The sequence below is a fragment of the Actinomadura napierensis genome (assembly GCF_039529375.1).
Lineage (GTDB): Bacteria > Actinomycetota > Actinomycetes > Streptosporangiales > Streptosporangiaceae > Spirillospora > Spirillospora napierensis.
The window spans coordinates 88845-105196 of sequence record NZ_BAAAMR010000022.1; the positions used below are offsets into that span (position 1 = coordinate 88845).

Below are 16352 nucleotides of genomic sequence, written 5' to 3' on the forward strand. Positions count from 1 at the left end.
GTGGATAACCGCCGCCGGGCCTCCTGGCCCGCGCGCGGCGGGACGGACGGCCCGGCGCACGCCGGAACCGTCCGTCCGAATGGTGTTGACCCAGGTCAGCGAGGCTTGATGGCCAGCAAGGCGCGGGCGTCGGCGGCGGGCATCGGGGGGCGTTGCGCGAGGGCGGCGGCGGACGCGGCGCGTTCCACGAGGCGGGCGTTGGCGGTGACCGGCTGCCCCTTGGCGAAGGTGACCGTGTCCTCCATGCCGACCCGCAGGTGCCCGCCGGCGGAGAGGGCGGCGAACAGCACGGGCAGGGACGTCCGGCCGATGCCGGTCGCCGACCACGTCGCGCCGTCGGGAAGCGCCTCGACGGCGGCCACCAGTGTGCGAGCGTCCCCCGGCATCCCGCCGGGGACGCCCATGACGAGATCGCAGTGGACGTGGCCGCCGTACGGGAGTCCGTACTTGTCCAAGAGGCGGTGCAGGGAAGCGACGTGCCCGAGGTCGAACAGCTCGAATTCGGGCACGACCTCCAGTTCCTGGGTGCGCTGGTACAGCTCCGCCATGAACGGCCACGGGTTCATGAACACGTCGTCGCCGAAGTTGACCGTCCCGCAGGTGAGCGAGCACATGTCGGGCGCCGCGTCCAGGACGCGCAGGCGGTCCTCGTAGGGGTCGGTCACCGCACCCCCCGTGGACAGTTGGACGATCAGTCCCGTGCTCTCCCTCAGTGCCGTCACCGTGTCCTGCAGCAGGAACGGGTCGAGCGTAGGCCGCGCGTCGTCGTCGCGGATGTGCACGTGGATGACGGCCGCACCGGCCGCCTCGCATTCCTTGGCCGTCTGAACCAGTTCATCCAGGGTGACGGGCAGGGCCGGTACGTCCGCCTTGGCGGACTCCGCACCCGTGGGCGCCACCGTGATGAGCGTCGTTGCTCCCATAGGCGGCAGAATGCATGGTCATGCGTGCCGTAGTCCAGAGGGTGGGTCAGGCGAGCGTGTCCGTGGCGGGACGCGTCGTGGGGCAGATCGACGGGCCGGGCCTGATGGTCCTGGTGGGGGTGACGCACGACGACGACGCCGCCAAGGCGCGCAGGATGGCCGCCAAGCTGTGGGGGCTGCGCATCCTGAAGGACGAGAAGTCGTGCTCGGACCTGAACGCGCCGCTGCTCGTGGTGAGCCAATTCACCCTCTACGGGGACGCGCGGAAGGGCCGCCGCCCCACCTGGACGGCGGCCGCGCCCGGTCCCGTGGCGGAGCCCCTTGTGGACGCGGTGGTCCAGGAACTCCGCGCGCTGGGCGCGAAGGTCGAGACGGGCGTCTTCGGCGCGGACATGGCCGTCTCGCTGGTGAACGACGGCCCGATCACCCTCGTCGTCGACATCTGAGCCCGCGCCGACCCGAGAATCAGCCGAACCCGTACACCATTCCCACAACGGTGACGATGGTCCCGGCGGCCGCCAGCAGGATCAGTGCCCGGTCAGCGGGGGCGAGCCGTCCGCGTACGCTCGCCGAGTGGACGACCACGCCGGTGCCGCCCTCCTCCTCGCCGGCGCCCGGCCTCCTGCGGGACGGGTTGCGCATCCCGATGAGCTTCCACAGGGCGTCGTTCTTCACGTGCTGATGGCTCCGCGTGCACGCGAACAGCCGTCCGCGCGCGCGCTCGACGCACGGGGCGCCCTGGCGCGTCAGGACGCGGCACAGCGTGGGGACGAGAAGGAACTCGTACAGGCACCAGCCGAGCAGGCCGAGCAGCGCCACCCGCCAGGAGTGCAGGTACCAGGCGGCGACGGCGACCGCCGCGAACAGGAGCCACCACAGCAGCGCGGACTCCCGGCGGGGACGGCGGCGGCGGGTCCCTCTCCGCGCGGTCGGCGGCTGCTCTCTCCCCAGGTTCGCGACCATCGGTAGGAAACCACCTTCCCCGGGCGGCGGCCGGTCAGAAATCGTCTATATCAGACGATTTTGCCCCGAGGGTCGCCGCTTTACCCGCGATTTGCCGGGCGCCTCCGGAGATCGATCTGCGCGTTCGCCCCCGTGTCCGGCGAGACGACGACCTCCTGCGCGGCGGCGACCCCGCCGGCCAGCAGGTCCGCGTCCACCGGAACGTTCCGCTTGACCAGCGCCAGCGCGATCGGGCCCAGCTCGTGGTGGCGGGCCGCCGACCCGACGAACCCGACCGTCCGGCCGCCGGGGATCTCGACCGGGTCGCCGTGCGCGGGGAGCCGGTCGACGCTGCCGTCCAGGTGCAGGAACACCAGCCGCCGGGGCGGGCGCCCGAGGTTGTGGACGCGCGCGACCGTCTCCTGGCCCCGGTAGCAGCCCTTGCTCAGGTGGACGGCCGTCTCGACGAACCCGACCTCGTGCGGGATCGTCCGGTGGTCGGTGTCGAGGCCGAACCGGGGACGCCGCTCGGCGATCCGCAGCGCCTCATAGGCCCAGATACCGGCCGGGCGCAGACCGTCCGGGAAACCGTCCGACCGCGGGACGATCCGGGTGAACGTCCCGGCGACGTCGGACCAGGCGAGGCCGCCGCCCTCCGGCCCGGTGACCACGGCGTACTCGTCCGACACGTCCGCGACCTCGACGCGGAGCATGAACCGCATCCGGTCGAGGAACTCCGCCAGCGCGGGCGCCCGCCCGGGCTCGACGTGCATCCACACGGCCTCGCCGTCGTCCACCAGGAACATGTGGTGCTCGATGTGGCCCTGCGGGCTGAGCAGCAGCGCCTCCGTCGGCTCGAACGGCTTCAAGCCGTCCAAATGCTGGCTCAGCAGGCTGTGCAGCCAGCTCAGCCGGTCCGGCCCGGAGACCCGCACCACGCCGCGGTCGCCGCGGTCGGTGAACGCCGTACCGGCCACGAGCGCGCGTTGCTCCTGCATGGGTTCGCCGTAGTGCGCGGCGACTTCCTGGTCGGGCTCATCGGCGGCGACCGCCCCGGACGACTGCAACAGCGGGCTCTCCATGGAGCCAGACTATGTCGCGCGACAGTTCTTGCACCGCCCGTACACCGTGAGGTGGTGCACGTCGGTCTCGAAGCCGAACTCGTCCGCCAGCACGTCCGCCAGCCCGGCGGCGGCCTTGGGGTCGACGTCCTGCACGGTGTGGCAGCCCCGGCACACCAGGTGGATGTGCTCGGCCTCGGCCGCCAGATGGTAGTTCGGCGGCCCGTGGCCCAGGTGGGCGTGCTTGACGAGCCCCAGCTCCTCGAGCAGCTCCAGCGTCCGGTAGACGGTGGAGATGTTCACCCCGCGGGCGGTGCGCTGCACCTCGGTGCAGATGTCCTCGGGGGTCCCGTGCTCGAGGTTGGTGACCGCCTCGAGCACCAGCTGACGCTGGGGGGTGACCCGGTACCCCTTAGCCCGCAGCTCCTCCTGCCACGACTCGACCATGCCCCGAGTGTATGCCGGACGGGATCGCCGAAAACTCGTTTGCCCGAACGCCGGGGGCTCGCATAGCGTGCGGGGTACGCGCGAAAGGAGGTGGTCCAAGAAATGATTGATTCTGGGACTCGCGAGGTGGCTGTCAGCTAGTCGCCGTTCCGCCTCGGCGCCGCCGCCTCCGGGCGGTGGCAACCGGTCGCGACGGTGACCGGCGAATACCAGGCAGTTACCCGATCCCCGGACCGGTGGACCAGTCCTGTCCACCGCCCCGCTCCCGCGGGAAGGTCCGGGGATCGTTCATGTCCGGGGTCTTTCGCCCCCGGGGCGCGGGCCGTCAGCCGACGCGCTTGAGCTGCGCGGAGAGGTGCGACTGGAGCGGCTGCCCCATGGCCGCCATGTCGTAGGCCCAGCCGAGGTCCTCGCCGATGAGGCCGTACAGGCGCGTTCCCCCGGCGACCTCCTTGGCCGACTGGGTGCGCGCCACGACGTCGGTCTGCAGCTCGACCCGGTTGAAGGCGACGTTGCCGACGTAGATCTCCACGATGCCGGTCGGGTGCGCCAGCGTGACCTCGACCTCGTGGTCGGGACGGGGACGCCAGTAGCCGGTCTCCGTGGCCAGCGGCCGGCCCAGCGTGCCGTCGTCCTCGATCAGCCAGCTGCGGCTGGCGTAGACGAGGAACGGCTTGCCGATGTGGGTGAAGGAGATCTCCTGCCCGAAGTTGAAGCCCTCGATCGTGGGATAGCCGCCGACGCCGGCGCCCTCCCACGTGCCCAGGAGGAACTTCAGCGGCTCAAGGTCGGGGTGCAGCTCAGGCTCCATGGGCACCGAGCGTAGCGGCGAGGGGGGCTCAGCGCGCCACCCGAGGCGCGCCCGTCACCTCAGCCTCCCGAGGCGCACCACCAGCAGGACGGCCGCCACCACCACCAGCGCGAGAGCGAGGACCAGGACACCCGCGTTCACCATGCCGCTCACGCCGCACGATGCTACGCGCGCCCGCCGGACTAGAGTGCGCCTTATGGCGAGACCTCTGGTTATCAAGGTGACGGCGGGGGCGGACGCGCCGGAGCGCTGCAACCAGGCGTTCACGGTCGCGGCGGCGGCGGCCGCGAGCGGCGTGCCCATCTCGCTGTGGCTGACGGGTGAGTCCGCCTGGTTCTCCCTGCCCGGCCGCGCCGCCGGCTTCGAACTGGAGCACGCGACCCCGCTGGACGACCTGCTCGCGGTGATCCTCGCCGCCGGGCGCGTGACGTTGTGCACGCAGTGCGCGGCGCGGCGCAACATCGGCCCGGACGACGTACTGCCGGGCATCCGGATCGCCGGCGCCCCGACGTTCGTCGAGGAGATCACCGCACCGGACGTGCAGGCGCTCGTCTACTAGCGCGGACGTCCACCCCGCATAGGCGCGGTACGCCCGGTCCATGGGCGCCGCCGGGTGGCCGCATGCGCGAAAACCGGCCAGTCTTACCTGCTCAGGCAAATTTGTTCAGCTTCAACTGGACAGTTCAAGCTGATGAAACTACCGTGGAGGACATGGACGGAACGGTCGGATCGGTACGAGTGCCGGAAGGGGCCGCGCGGCGGAGGCCGCGCCCATGACCTCGGTGCTCGCGCAGGTCGCGGGCTCACTGCGCCGGCGCGGCCCCGGCGGCCGGGCGCCCGGGGACGGGTTCGACCGGCGGCTGCTGGCGCCGATGATGCTCGGCAGCGTCCTGAACCCGGTGAACTCGTCGATCATCTCGGTCGCGCTGGTGCCGATCGGCGCGGCGTTCGGGGCGCCGCCGTCCAGGACGGCCTGGCTGATCTCCGCGCTCTACCTGGCCACCGCGATCGGGCAGCCGGTGGTCGGGCGGCTGATCGACCTGTTCGGGCCGCGCCGGCTGTTCCTCGCCGGGACGGCCCTGACCGGCCTCGCGGGCGTCGTCGGCATGCTGGCGCCGAACCTGTGGACGCTGATCGCCGCGCGGGTGCTGCTCGGGTTCGGGACGTGCGCCGGGTACCCGGCCGCGATGTCCCTGATCCGAAGCGAGGCCGGACGGACCGGACGCGACAGCCCGGCCGGCGTCCTCACCGTCCTGGCGATCACGACGCAGACGGTCGCCGTCGTCGGGCCGTCCCTCGGCGGGCTGCTGATTGGCCTCGGCGGGTGGCGCACGACGCTCGCGCTCAACATCCCCTTGGCGCTGGCCGGGATCGCTCTGGGCGCGCTACGCCTGCCCAAGACGCCGCTACCGGAACGCGCCCAGGGCGAGCGGCGGCTGGCAGGGCTGGACCTGATGGGCATGGGGCTCTTCGCCGTCATGCTCATCTCGCTCCTGGTGTTCCTGATGAACCCGGACATAGGACACCTGTGCCTGCTCGCCGTGGTGGCAGTGGCGGCGACGGCCTTCGCAGTGCGCGAGCTGCGCGCGGAGACGCCGTTCATCGACCTGCACGTACTCGGCGGCAACAAGGCGTTGCTCGTCACCTACGGGCGCGCACTCCTCACTTACGTCGTCACATACGCGTTCCTGTACGGCTACACCCAATGGCTGGAGGAAGGGCGCGGCCTGTCGGCGTCCCAGGCGGGCCTCGCACAGCTGCCGCTGTTCGGAACCGCCATCCTGGTCTCCGCCGCCACCGGGCGACGCCCGGAGATCCGTGGGAAGCTCCTCGCCGGAGCCGCGGCACAGGTCGCCGCGTGCGCGCTGCTGCTGTTGCTGCACTCCTCCAGTGCCGTCTGGCTGATCGTGGTCGTCGCGCTCGTCGTCGGCGTCCCGCAGGGGCTCAATAGCCTCGCGCTGCAGAACTCCGTCTACCACCAGGCCGATCCGGAGCGGCTGGCGTCGTCCGCCGGGTTGCTGCGCACCTTCGGCTACCTGGGCGCGATCGTCGCGTCCGCCGCCAACGGCGCGTTCTTCGGGGCGCGCGCCAGTACCACCGGAATGCACCATCTCGCCTGGTTCATGCTTGCCATCTCCGTCGCGTTCCTGCTGGTGACGGTGGTGGACCGTTCCTTGAGCCGTGCCGGCTCCGCATCCCGAAAGGCCGAATGACCATGACCGACACCGCCCTGCTCGTGATGGACCTCCAGAACGCGATGGCCGACCGCGTCCCGGACGGCGGCTACGTGCCCCGGCTCGCCGGCGCGGTCGCCGCCGCGCGCGACGCCGGGATCCCCGTGCTGCACGTCGTCGTCGGGTTCCGCGACGGCCACCCCGAGAAGAACCCCCGCAACAAGACGTTCGGCGCCCTGCCGGACGGCGCGTTCACCCCGGGCGACCCGAACGCCGCGATCCACCCGGACGTCGCGCCGCGTCCGGGCGAGCCGGTGATCACCAAGAAGCGGGTCAGCGCGTTCGCGGGCAGCGATCTGGACCTCGTCCTGCGGTCGGGCGGGATCGAGCACCTCGTGCTGACCGGGATCGCCACGAGCGGCGTCGTCCTGTCCACCCTGCGCCAGGCCGCCGATCTCGACTTCCGGCTCACGGTCCTCGCGGACGGCTGCGCCGACTCCGACGAGGAGGTCCACCGCGTCCTGACCGAGAAGGTCTTTCCGCGCCAGGCGGAGGTGCTCACCATCGACGAGTGGACGAAATCCCTCGAGTGACGAGAAACCGCACGGGGCCGGGCCGTCCCGGCGGCTCGGCCCCGTGCCCCAGGCGGATTCCGCCGATTCGCAGGCCCCTCGTACCTGTGTGAAACCTGAAAGAAGCCTGGGTGAAGAGGGAATTGCGCGTTAACCCCGCGCTAACCTTCGCCCGGACGTCTTCTGCGCCGGACCCCGCTCCCTCTAGGGTGCCATGACCAGGGGAAACACCCGATTCTCTGCACTCTCGGGTGCGAGCGAAGGGGGAATCCATGGCCGCGAAGGTGATTCTGCACATCGGGCAGCAGAAGTCGGGCACCACCTATCTGCAGGAGATGCTCGGGCATATCACGGGGCCGCTCGCCGAGGAGGCGGGCATTCTGTATCCGGCCTCGATCAGGGAGATCCTCCCCGACGCGATCGAGAACCACGAGAAGGCGACCCGCGGGCTTCTCGGCACCGAATACCCGTGGGTCTCGGCCGCCGACGCCGCCGTGGAGCGGGGCAAGTGGACGCGGCTGATGGCCAAGGTCCACGCCTGGCAGGACACGGTACTGATCTCCGCCGAGGCGCTCGCGGCGATCCGCTCGCCGGCGGTGGCGCGCCTGCTCGCCGAGTTCGGCGGCGCCGCCGTCGAGGTGGTGATCACCACGCGCGGGCTGGACCGGTCGCTCCCGTCGCTGTGGCAGCAGCACGTCCGCAACGGCCGGCAGTCCGGCATGGAGGAGTTCTTCGCGGTCCTGGCCGAGCAGCGCGACCGCGGCCGGCGGGCGATCGAGGAGGAGCCTGACCTGCACCTGTGGCGGGCCTTCGGGCTCGGCGGCCTGGTGCGGCGCTGGGCCGCCGAGGTCGGGCCGGAAAGGGTCCGCGTCGTGGTCAACCCCGGCTCGCCTCCTGACCTGCTGTGGCACCGCTTCGCCGCAGCCGTCGGGGCGTCCGCGTGCGTCGGCCGGTTGCCCGCCGAGATCCGGACGCGCCGGGCCCACAGCGGGCTGACCGGCGACGAGATCGAGCTGCTGATCGCGCTGAACCGGCGGCTCGACGGGGCGGGCTGGAGCACCTTCGAGCGCCGGGCCCTGCGCGAGGAGATCCTGCTGCGCGGCCTGAACGGCCGCGGTGAACGCGGCGGGCCGGTCGCCGTCCCCGAATCCGCGCGGGCACTGGTGGCCGCGTGGGCCGAGGAGGACCTGGCCGGACTCCGTTCGAGCGGGGTGGAGATCGTGGGACGTCCCGAAGAGCTGCGGCCCGCTCCGCGCCCGCCGGACGCCGCCGGCCCGCCCACCTCGTTCCAGGTCGCCGACGCCGCCGCGGCGGCGATCCTGGCGGTGGCGCCGCGGGGCCGGTACGCGCAGGCGCCACCCCCGAAGTCGTGGCGCACCTGGATCAGGACCCGCGTGCGGTCGACGGAGATGCTCCCCGCCCCCTCGGATCCCACCCGGCCGCCACCGGACGCCGGGAGCACGGCGTCGCCGAACTAGCCGTTCAGGTGGCGTCCGCGGCGGAGGACTCGATCGGGAAGAGGATCGGGCTCAGCAGGTACTGGGCGCGGCCGGGCGAGGCGCGGTTCGCCAGCCGGGGCGCGATCGCGGCGCGCATCTCGGCGATCAGGCCGCGGAGTTCCTCCTCGCTGAGCCACACCGCGTGCTGGCGGTATCCGACCAGGTCGGCGGCCGGATCGGCGCCGTCGCGGTCGAGGTAGGCGCCGAACTCGGCGAGCAGCGCGGCCATCGCCGCCGCGAACCCGCGCCGGTGGTCGTCCGGCGAGAGCGGCGTCCCGGGGTCGATCACGGCGCGGTCCTGGTGCAGCCGGTACCGGCGCTCGACCGCGCCGCGCACCCGGCGCTCCTCGGCCACTTCGAGCACGCCGCCGGCCACGAGCAGGTCGATGTGCCGGTAGACGGTCGCCTTCGAGACGTCCGGGATCCGCGCGCACAGGTCGGAGGTCGTGAGCAGCCGGCCACCGCGCATCGCGTGCACGACCCGCAGCCGGACGGGATGGGCGAGCAGCTCCAGGGTGTCCATGAGGCTTACGATCTCATCTGTGTTACCTTTCTCAAACTTGAGAGGGGTGGGATGGCAGACGCGGGGACCACCGCCGCCGGCGTCGTCCGCTCGCTGCGGGCGGGACGGTTCGCCGAGGTCGAGGCGCTGTTCGCGGCGCCGCTGCGGGCCGTCGCGTCCGCCGGAACGCTGCGGGTCGCATGGACGGAGGAGACCGCACGCCATGGGGCGGTGACCTCCGTCGGGGAACCGGCGGCCGAGCCGATCGGGGCCGGCCTGGTCCGGGTGAGCGTCCCGGTCGAGTGCGAGCGCGGGACGCTGACCGTGGTCATGTCCGTGGACGGCTCCGGTCTGCTGAACGGCTTCCGGCTCGCGCCCGGGGGCGCCGGCGCGTGGGACCCGCCGCCCTACGCCGACCCGTCGGCCTTCGAGGAGCGGGACGTCACCGTCGGCTCCGGGCCGCTGTCCGTCCCCGGGACGTTGACCCTTCCGCGAGGGCGCGGCCCGTGGCCGGGGGTCGTCCTGCTCAGCGGCGGCGGCCCGTTCGACCGCGACGCGACCAGCGGCCCGAACAAGCCGCTCAAGGACATCGCCTGGGGTCTGGCCACGAACGGCATCGCCGTGCTGCGGTTCGACAAGGTGACCTGCGCCCATCCCGCCGAGGTGGCCGCCGACCCCGGCTTCACCATGGCGGACGAGTACGTCCCGCACGCCCTCGCCGCCGCCTCCCTGCTGCGGCGGGAGCCGGGCGTGGACGCCGCGCGGATCTTCGTGCTCGGCCACAGCATGGGCGGCAAGGCCGCCCCGCGCGTCGCCGCCGCCGACCCTTCGCTCGCCGGACTAGTGATCATGGCGGGGGACGCGCAGCCGATGCACGAGGCCGCCGTCCGCGTGACGCGCCACCTGGCGTCCCTAACTCCGGGGCCGAGCGCGGACGCCGCCGTCGCGGCCATCGTCCGGCAGGCCGCCCGGGTCGCCGACCCCGCGCTGTCGCCGTCGACGCCCGCGGCGGACCTGCCCTTCGGCCTGTCCGCCCCCTACTGGCTGGACCTGCGGGCCTACGATCCCGTCGCGACCGCCCTCGACCTGCACAAACCCATGCTCATCCTGCAAGGCGGCCGCGATTACCAGGTGACCGTCGAGGACGACCTCGCCCGCTGGCGCACGGCCCTGGGCGGCCGCCCGGACGTCGCCATCCGCGTCCACGACGCCGCCGACCACCTGTTCTTCCCGGGCACGGGCCCGTCGACGCCGGCCGACTACGAGCGTCCGCAGCACGTCGACCCGGCCGTGATCGACGACATCGCCGGCTGGCTGAAGACGACCTGACCGGCCCGCGGCGGGCTCAATCGGCGGCGTCGGCCGCGTCCGCCCCGTCAGCCTCGTCGCCGAGGCTGAGCAGCAGGGTGCGCAGCGTCGCGGCGAGATCGTCCTGCTGGTGCCGGTCGAGCGCCGCGAGGAGGCGGCGCTCGTTGTCGACGTGCGCGACGACGGCGCGGTCGATGAGGTCACGCCCGGTGGACGTGAGGGCGACGACGACCGTCCGCCGGTTGGCGGGGTCGACGTCGCGTGTGACGTAGCCCTTGGCGACGAGCCGGTCGAGCCGGTTGGTGACGGCGCCGGACGTCACCATCGAGGCGCGGGCCAGTGCGCCCGCGGTCATGCCCTCGGGCGCACCGGCGCGGCGCAGGGTCGCGAGGACGTCGAACTCGCCCCTCTCCAGCCCGAACTCGGCGAACAGGGACTTGAGCTCCCGCTCGACGATCCGGCTCAGCCGGGAGAGGCGGCCGAGGACGCCCATGGGGGACGCGTCGAAGTCCGGGCGCGCGCGGGCCCACTGCTCCACGACGAGATCGACGGCATCACGGGCCACACCTACTCCTTAACGTTGAACTGTTTGACATCAAGGTATCAGTCGGCCTACCGTCACCAACGTTGAACACTTCAACGTTAAGAGGTTTGCCCGTACCGCGCCGACCGGGCCTCGATCGAACAGGAGAGCAACGTGAACGCAGAGGATCAGCAACCACACTCGACCCGAAGGGCATGGCTCGGCGTCGCCGCGATCACCGCCAGCCTCTTCGTCTTCCTCACCACGGAACTCATGCCCGTCGGCCTGCTCACCCCGCTGAGCGCCAGCCTGGACATCGAAGTGGGAGTGGCCGCGCTGATGGTCACCCTCTACGGCGTCTCGGCCGGACTGGGCGTGACGTTCATCGTGGCGTGGACCAGGCACGTCAACCGGCGCGTCCTCCTGTCCACGCTGCTGGCCGTGCTGACCCTCGGGAACCTCGTCACCGCCATATCGCCGAACTATCCGCTGGTCCTGGCGACGCGTCTCATCATGGGGTTCGCCAGCGGCGTGTTCTGGGCCATCGGCGTGAGCATGGCGATGCGCCTCGTCGGCGAACGCCACGCGAGCCGGGCGTCCGCGATCGTGATGTCGGGGATCTCGATCGCCACGGTCGTCGGCATACCGGTCGGGACCGTCCTGGAGGACCTCACCGACTGGCGCACCACGTTCCTCATCTGGTCCGGGCTCAGCCTGCTGGTGCTCCTGACGGTCGTCGCGACGGTCCCGTCCCTCCCGTCGGCGAACGCCGTCCCGGTCCGCGAGGTCTTCGGGCTGCCGGTCAGGAACGCGCCGCTGCGCGCGGTGCTGTGCGCGGTCGTGCTATTCGTACTCGGCCACTTCGGGGCGTACACCTTCGTGCGCCCTTTCCTGGAGGACAACGCGTCCGCCTCGCCGCTCTTCATCACCGTCGTGTTGATCATCTTCGGCGTCGGCGGCGCCGCCGGGAACTTCATCGCCGGATACACGGTGAACAGGAGCCTGCGGGGCAGCTTCCTCACCGGCTGCGCCGGGCTCGTGATCTCCCTGCTGCTGCTCCTCGCGATCGGCGACGGACCGGCCGGAGCGATCGTCTCGCTGGTGCTGTGGGGCGTCTCCTTCGGCGTCGTCCAGCTGTCGCAGGTCAACATGACGCTCGCCGCCGCACCGGAGACCTTCGAGGCAGCGATGTCGCTCAACACCATGGCGTACAACACCTCCATCGCCCTCGGCGCGCTATTCGGCGGCCTTTTCGCCGACAACCTGGGCGTCACGAGCGTCGTCTGGTTCGGCGTGGCCCTGACCGCCGGCTCGCTGCTCCTCACGCTCGGCACCGGCCGCACCGCCTCGCGCACCGTCCCGCAGGACGCGCCGGCCGCCGGAGAGCCGGCCGCTTCCTCGTCCTCGGCGAACGAGTGAACCGCGCATGGACGCCGCGACGGCCACGGCGGCGGCGAGAAGCGCGGCCCAGCCCGAGAAGACCAGCAGCAGGAGGACCACAGCGCAGGCGATCGCCGCCGCGACCCTCGCCAGACCGCTGAGGAGGCGGACCGCCGCCGCCATGCAGCCGAGATAGACGACGAGGAACAGCGTCGTCGGGACGGCGACGAACTGCACGGTGCTGACCAGGCCGGCGGCGACCGGGCCGAGCAGCAGTCCCCCTGCGGCGGCGATCGCGGCGACGAGGGCGGCCGGGCCCGGCCGCCTCCGTCCCTGCCCGGCCAACGCCGAGGCCATCACCGTGGCACCCGTCAGATAGGCGTTCGTCGCGGCCAGGGTAAGGACGACCGCGCCCACCGCCGCGATCGCGGCACCGCTCCTGCCAACCGCGACCTGAAGCAGACCCGCCAGCGGCACGGAACTGCCGGCCCGCGGCCCGAGCACGCCGACGGTGGCGGCGGCCAACGCCAGGTAGAGGACGGCGGTCACCGCGAATGCGGCCGCCACGACGCGCGGGAGCTGCCGCCGCGGATCCCGCAGCCGGGCCGTCAGCGGGGCGGCGGCCTCCCACCCGACGAACGCCAGCATCAGCGGCGACGCCGCCCGGACGATCGAGCCCCAGCCGTGCGGCGCGAACGGATGCCAGTACGCGCCGCGCGCCGCCGGCGCCGCCCCGCCGACAGCGACCACCACCAGCACCACCAGCACCGCGACCAGCGTCAACTGCAGGCGCACCCCCGTCCTGGCACCCGCGAGACGCATCGCCAGCACCAGCGCCAGCAGGACCGCGGCGGCCATGAACGCCGTCGGGTCGCCCGCCCGCAGCAGCTCGGCCACGTACGCCCCGCCGATCAGGCACACGACCGGCGCACCGGTGACGACCCCGCCGAGAAAGCACCAGGCAACGGCGCGCCCGGCACGCGGACCGAGCCCGGCCGTGGCGTACCCCGCGACGCCGCTCGCCGACCCCACCGTGGTGCCGAGACGGCTGAAGACGGCGGCAATGAGGCCGGACAGCACCAGCAAGGCGATCCACGCCAGCAGGGACGCAGGACCGGCGGCCCGCGCCGCCAACCCCGGCAGAAGCAGCAGGCTCGGACCCAGCAGCGCGCCGACGTACAGCGCCGTGGCACCCACCGTGGACAAAGGTTCGTTCTCGTGCTGGGACATGGCAGGAGCATGTCCCGGAACGCACGAAACGCGATGGCGAGTTGTGCTCGCTGTAGGGCCCTAGACGCAACGACATGCCGCGTAGAAGCGCTTATCCTGCACGGTATGCCGCAACCTCTGTACGACCGCATCGATCGCGCCATTCTCGAACGCCTCCAGGAGCACGGCCGGACCGCGAACGTCGACCTGGCCGAGTCCGTCCGGCTCTCCCCCTCGTCCTGCCTGCGCCGCACCAAGTCGCTGGAGAACGACGGCGTCATCGCGGGCTACCGCGCTGAACTGGACCGCGACCGGCTCGGACTCGGGCTCACCGTCTTCGTCGCACTGACGGTCGACCAGCATTCACGCGAGACCTCCCGGACCATCGAGGCCGCCCTGACCGCCATCCCGGCGGTCGTCTCCTGCTACGTCGTCTCAGGGGAGGCGGATTTCCTGGTCGAGGTGGCCGCCCCCGACCTGGCGACCTACGAGCAGGTGCTGCTCGACGACATCCTGGCCATCGGCCCGGTCCGCGACGCCCGGAGCACCTTCGCCATCCGCACCGTCCTCAGCCGCGGCCCGCTCCCGCTGTCGGGCTGGCCGCCTGTCACCTCGTCAACGATTCCGCGAGGTGGTCGGCGAGATCGGTGATCTGCTCCAGTTCCGGCCCCCCGCGAGCCACGCGGAACCCGTGACGGCGAGCCCAGAACGCGGCCTGGACAGCGTGCAGCTGCGCCCAACGCTGGACCCGCTCGCGCTCGAGCTCGGCGGCCTCGGCGAAGACGTCCATCGCATGATGCAGGGCCTTAACCAGGTCATCGGCCTCAAGGAGGACCAGCACGAGCGACTTGAGCAGCGCGCCGCCGTCGTAGGCAGGATCCCCCGCGTACCCCTTCGGATCGACGGCCAGCCACTGCTCCCGATCGGCGCGCAGGATGTTCCTCGGATGAAGGTCGCCATGGACCAGCGTGTCCGGCTGAACGCGCCCCACCTCCCGGACGGTCGCCGCTGCCGCGTCCAGCACCCGGCACGGCAGCCCGTGCGCCAGTTCCCGCGCGTCCCGCCACAGCTGCTCCTCCCAGGCATCGGCCTGATCCCGCAGCCTGGGCAGGCCCGGCGGCGCCGGAACGGCCAGCCGCCGGCTGACACACCCCGCGACCCGCACCATCTCGTCGACGTTCCCGGCTTGCGCCTGCGCCAAAGACGTCGTCCAGGCACGCTCCAGCAGCATCGCGAACCGCTCGTCATCGCGCTCGAACAGCATGACCGCCCCGCGCCCGCCCCAAGCCACGAACGCGTCCGGCTCATGGACATTGCCCGGATGCGGAAAGGACACCTTCAGCACAGCGGCCTCCCCGCGCCGCCGCCGTACCGGAACGATGACCCCGACGCCCCCGTGCATGACCTCGCCGTCCGGCGCGCATTCCCAGCGCTCCAGCAGCTCTTTAACGATTCCGGGGAGTTCGGCGATCCATCGCGCGCCGGACTCCCCTTCGCGCTCAAAGGTGCTCCGCGCGAACGCCTCCGGTACCACCACCACCCGGGCAAGCTACGCCCGTCCAAGCCGCGCTTACGGGGAAACGAACCCAGCGAGAGGTGTCTTCCGGTGGCGGGCCCTGGGGATGGGGGCGTGAGGGTGTTCGTGCGGTGGGGTGGCGCGACCGCCCCCGAAGCATCGGGCGAAGAGTCGGGCGGGCGAAACGCCGAGGGCTGACGAGGGGGCACCGTTACCCCCGGGCTGCGTAGCTGAAGTCAAAGGCCGCCGACGAGGCAGAGTGAGCAGGCAGCGTGCCCTGGGCGATCGCTGGACCCGGTGGACTTCGGGACGGTGCCGCACGCGTGGCATGTGGTTGCCTCGCAGACCGAGGCGGGAATCGTCCGGACCATCACGGCGGAGGGCGAGGCGCCATGCAGGTGGGCATGCCGGTTCGCCCGATATCCAGGTTGGATTCGGGCGAACCGGTCGATGAATGCGGTGTGGGGTGGGTTATGCGGCCCAGTTGGCGGTGGTGTCGGGTGGGCCGATCGCCCCCGGCGGCCCGCTGCCACTCCGGGTTCTTGATCGTGCGCCCGCTGGTGGGAGCAGCCGGTAGACGTATCGCCCGTCGGGATCTTTGCTGATCCCGATCTGGTTTGGGCTGGTGTGTTTGAAGCGGTTGTGCCATCCGCAGGTGAGGGCGAGTTGGTCGATGTCGGTGGGGCTGTTGCCCAGGGCCCAGCCGTTGACGTGGTCGACCTCGCACAACGTTCCGGGGATCTCACATTCCCGCACCGCGCAGGTCGGATACTGCGTCTCCAGTACCTGTCGTTGGGCGGCGCTGGCGAACCGCTCCCGGTACCCGAGGTACAGGGGCGTGTGTCCCCGCCCGAGCAGGAGCGGGGACACTCCGGCTGCTAGGGCGATGCGGCGGGCTTGGGCGGCGGGGATCGGGGTGCCGTCGGTGAGGCGGGCCGGGGCGTTGCCGCCGGTCAGTGTCTCCAGATCGCAAATCACGGTGACCTTGGTGGCCTTGTGCCCACCGGACAGCACGCTGGACAGCGCGGCGGCGGTGCGCTCGCCTACGTCGCGGTGGTCGTCGGGCCCGGCCGGCTTGGCCAAGGGGGCGAGAGTGCCGTCCCAGATGGCGGCGTCTTCGGCGTTCAACCAGCCCTTGATGTACCGGCCGCCGTCCAGCGACCCGGTACTGGTGATCCACGACTTGGCGTACCCGCGCTTGGCATCCTCACCGGGAATGGTTTCGGTGCCGTCGCGTTCGGCGATCACGTCGCAGATGCGGCGGCCGAACACCGCCACCTTCGCGGCCGAGAAGCCTTGGTCAACGAAGCTCAGCAGAGTGGTCTCGGCTTGGGCGCAGTCGGTGTCCTCCAGCCGCGCCACACTCTGCGCGACCGTGGCCGCATACCCATACGACAGCTCCCCGGCCGCGAGGCGTTCGGCGACCTGGGGGAGGCGGTGCCGCTGGCGGGCGAGGATGAGGCGTTCGGTGGTGCGGTTCTCCCG

The 16352-nt window shown here is 71.9% G+C and carries 17 protein-coding genes and 1 pseudogene; 8 read left to right on the plus strand and 10 right to left on the minus strand.

The window, feature by feature from the left end; all coding sequences use genetic code 11:
• Positions 1-95: 95 nt before the first annotated feature.
• Positions 96-923, minus strand: coding sequence for a BKACE family enzyme (locus ABD296_RS15170; protein ID WP_344266801.1), 828 nt, complete (start codon positions 921-923; stop codon positions 96-98).
• Positions 924-943: 20 nt separating this feature from the next.
• Here ABD296_RS15170 and dtd point away from each other — a divergent pair, with 20 nt between their 5' ends.
• A complete protein-coding gene (gene dtd, locus ABD296_RS15175) occupies positions 944-1369 on the plus strand; it encodes a D-aminoacyl-tRNA deacylase (protein WP_344266804.1) in 426 nt (141 codons plus the stop codon).
• 19 nt (positions 1370-1388) lie between these two features.
• Here the strand turns inward: dtd and ABD296_RS15180 are convergent, their stop codons facing one another.
• The 4 genes from ABD296_RS15180 to ABD296_RS15195 form a co-directional block, all read right to left on the minus strand.
• Positions 1389-1886: a hypothetical protein gene (locus ABD296_RS15180; RefSeq protein WP_344266807.1), complete on the minus strand. Its 498-nt coding sequence runs from the start codon at positions 1884-1886 to the stop codon at positions 1389-1391.
• Positions 1887-1966: 80 nt separating this feature from the next.
• A complete protein-coding gene (gene ygfZ, locus ABD296_RS15185) occupies positions 1967-2947 on the minus strand; it encodes a CAF17-like 4Fe-4S cluster assembly/insertion protein YgfZ (RefSeq protein ID WP_344266810.1) in 981 nt (326 codons plus the stop codon).
• A 9-nt stretch (positions 2948-2956) separates the two neighbouring features.
• Positions 2957-3373 (minus strand): Fur family transcriptional regulator, encoded by a 417-nt coding sequence (locus ABD296_RS15190; protein ID WP_344266813.1) that lies wholly within the window; start codon positions 3371-3373, stop codon positions 2957-2959.
• Between the two features lie 325 nt (positions 3374-3698).
• On the minus strand, positions 3699-4184 hold the full coding sequence (locus tag ABD296_RS15195; RefSeq protein ID WP_344266815.1) for an FABP family protein: 486 nt from the start codon (positions 4182-4184) through the stop codon (positions 3699-3701).
• Between the two features lie 196 nt (positions 4185-4380).
• Between ABD296_RS15195 and ABD296_RS15200 the strand changes: the two genes are divergently transcribed.
• The 4 genes from ABD296_RS15200 (at position 4381) to ABD296_RS15215 (ending at position 8408) form a co-directional block, all read left to right on the plus strand.
• Positions 4381-4743, plus strand: a complete 363-nt coding sequence (locus tag ABD296_RS15200) for a DsrE family protein (RefSeq protein WP_208243474.1) — start codon at positions 4381-4383, stop codon at positions 4741-4743.
• 214 nt (positions 4744-4957) lie between these two features.
• Positions 4958-6397 carry an MFS transporter gene (locus ABD296_RS15205; RefSeq protein WP_344266820.1) on the plus strand — a complete coding sequence of 480 codons (1440 nt, stop codon included), beginning with the start codon at positions 4958-4960 and terminating at the stop codon, positions 6395-6397.
• Positions 6398-6399: 2 nt separating this feature from the next.
• Entirely contained in the window at positions 6400-6951 is a 552-nt protein-coding gene (locus ABD296_RS15210) for a cysteine hydrolase family protein (RefSeq protein ID WP_344266822.1), read from the plus strand.
• A gap of 251 nt (positions 6952-7202) precedes the next feature.
• On the plus strand, positions 7203-8408 hold the full coding sequence (locus ABD296_RS15215; protein ID WP_344266825.1) for a hypothetical protein: 1206 nt from the start codon (positions 7203-7205) through the stop codon (positions 8406-8408).
• A gap of 4 nt (positions 8409-8412) precedes the next feature.
• Here ABD296_RS15215 and ABD296_RS15220 read toward each other — a convergent pair whose 3' ends face one another.
• A complete protein-coding gene (locus tag ABD296_RS15220) occupies positions 8413-8952 on the minus strand; it encodes a helix-turn-helix domain-containing protein (RefSeq protein WP_344266828.1) in 540 nt (179 codons plus the stop codon).
• A gap of 51 nt (positions 8953-9003) precedes the next feature.
• Between ABD296_RS15220 and ABD296_RS15225 the strand changes: the two genes are divergently transcribed.
• Positions 9004-10260, plus strand: coding sequence for an alpha/beta hydrolase (locus ABD296_RS15225; RefSeq protein ID WP_344266831.1), 1257 nt, complete (start codon positions 9004-9006; stop codon positions 10258-10260).
• A 16-nt stretch (positions 10261-10276) separates the two neighbouring features.
• Here ABD296_RS15225 and ABD296_RS15230 read toward each other — a convergent pair whose 3' ends face one another.
• Entirely contained in the window at positions 10277-10804 is a 528-nt protein-coding gene (locus tag ABD296_RS15230; RefSeq protein ID WP_344266834.1) for a MarR family winged helix-turn-helix transcriptional regulator, read from the minus strand.
• A gap of 132 nt (positions 10805-10936) precedes the next feature.
• Between ABD296_RS15230 and ABD296_RS15235 the strand changes: the two genes are divergently transcribed.
• Positions 10937-12181: an MFS transporter gene (locus ABD296_RS15235; protein ID WP_344266837.1), complete on the plus strand. Its 1245-nt coding sequence runs from the start codon at positions 10937-10939 to the stop codon at positions 12179-12181.
• A 114-nt stretch (positions 12182-12295) separates the two neighbouring features.
• Here ABD296_RS15235 and ABD296_RS15240 read toward each other — a convergent pair.
• Positions 12296-13372 (minus strand): annotated as a pseudogene (locus ABD296_RS15240) (APC family permease); the annotation flags it as partial.
• 105 nt (positions 13373-13477) lie between these two features.
• Here ABD296_RS15240 and ABD296_RS15245 point away from each other — a divergent pair.
• Positions 13478-14002, plus strand: a complete 525-nt coding sequence (locus tag ABD296_RS15245) for an Lrp/AsnC family transcriptional regulator (RefSeq protein ID WP_344266840.1) — start codon at positions 13478-13480, stop codon at positions 14000-14002.
• Here the strand turns inward: ABD296_RS15245 and ABD296_RS15250 are convergent.
• The gene (locus ABD296_RS15250) at positions 13959-14891 is read right to left on the minus strand and encodes an aminoglycoside phosphotransferase family protein (protein WP_344266843.1); all 933 of its coding nucleotides are present in this window, start codon (positions 14889-14891) and stop codon (positions 13959-13961) included. The two genes, ABD296_RS15245 and ABD296_RS15250, sit on opposite strands and share 44 nt — an antisense overlap.
• A gap of 447 nt (positions 14892-15338) precedes the next feature.
• Positions 15339-16352: HNH endonuclease signature motif containing protein (locus ABD296_RS15255; protein WP_344266846.1), on the minus strand; the 1014-nt coding region annotated here is incomplete at its 5' end.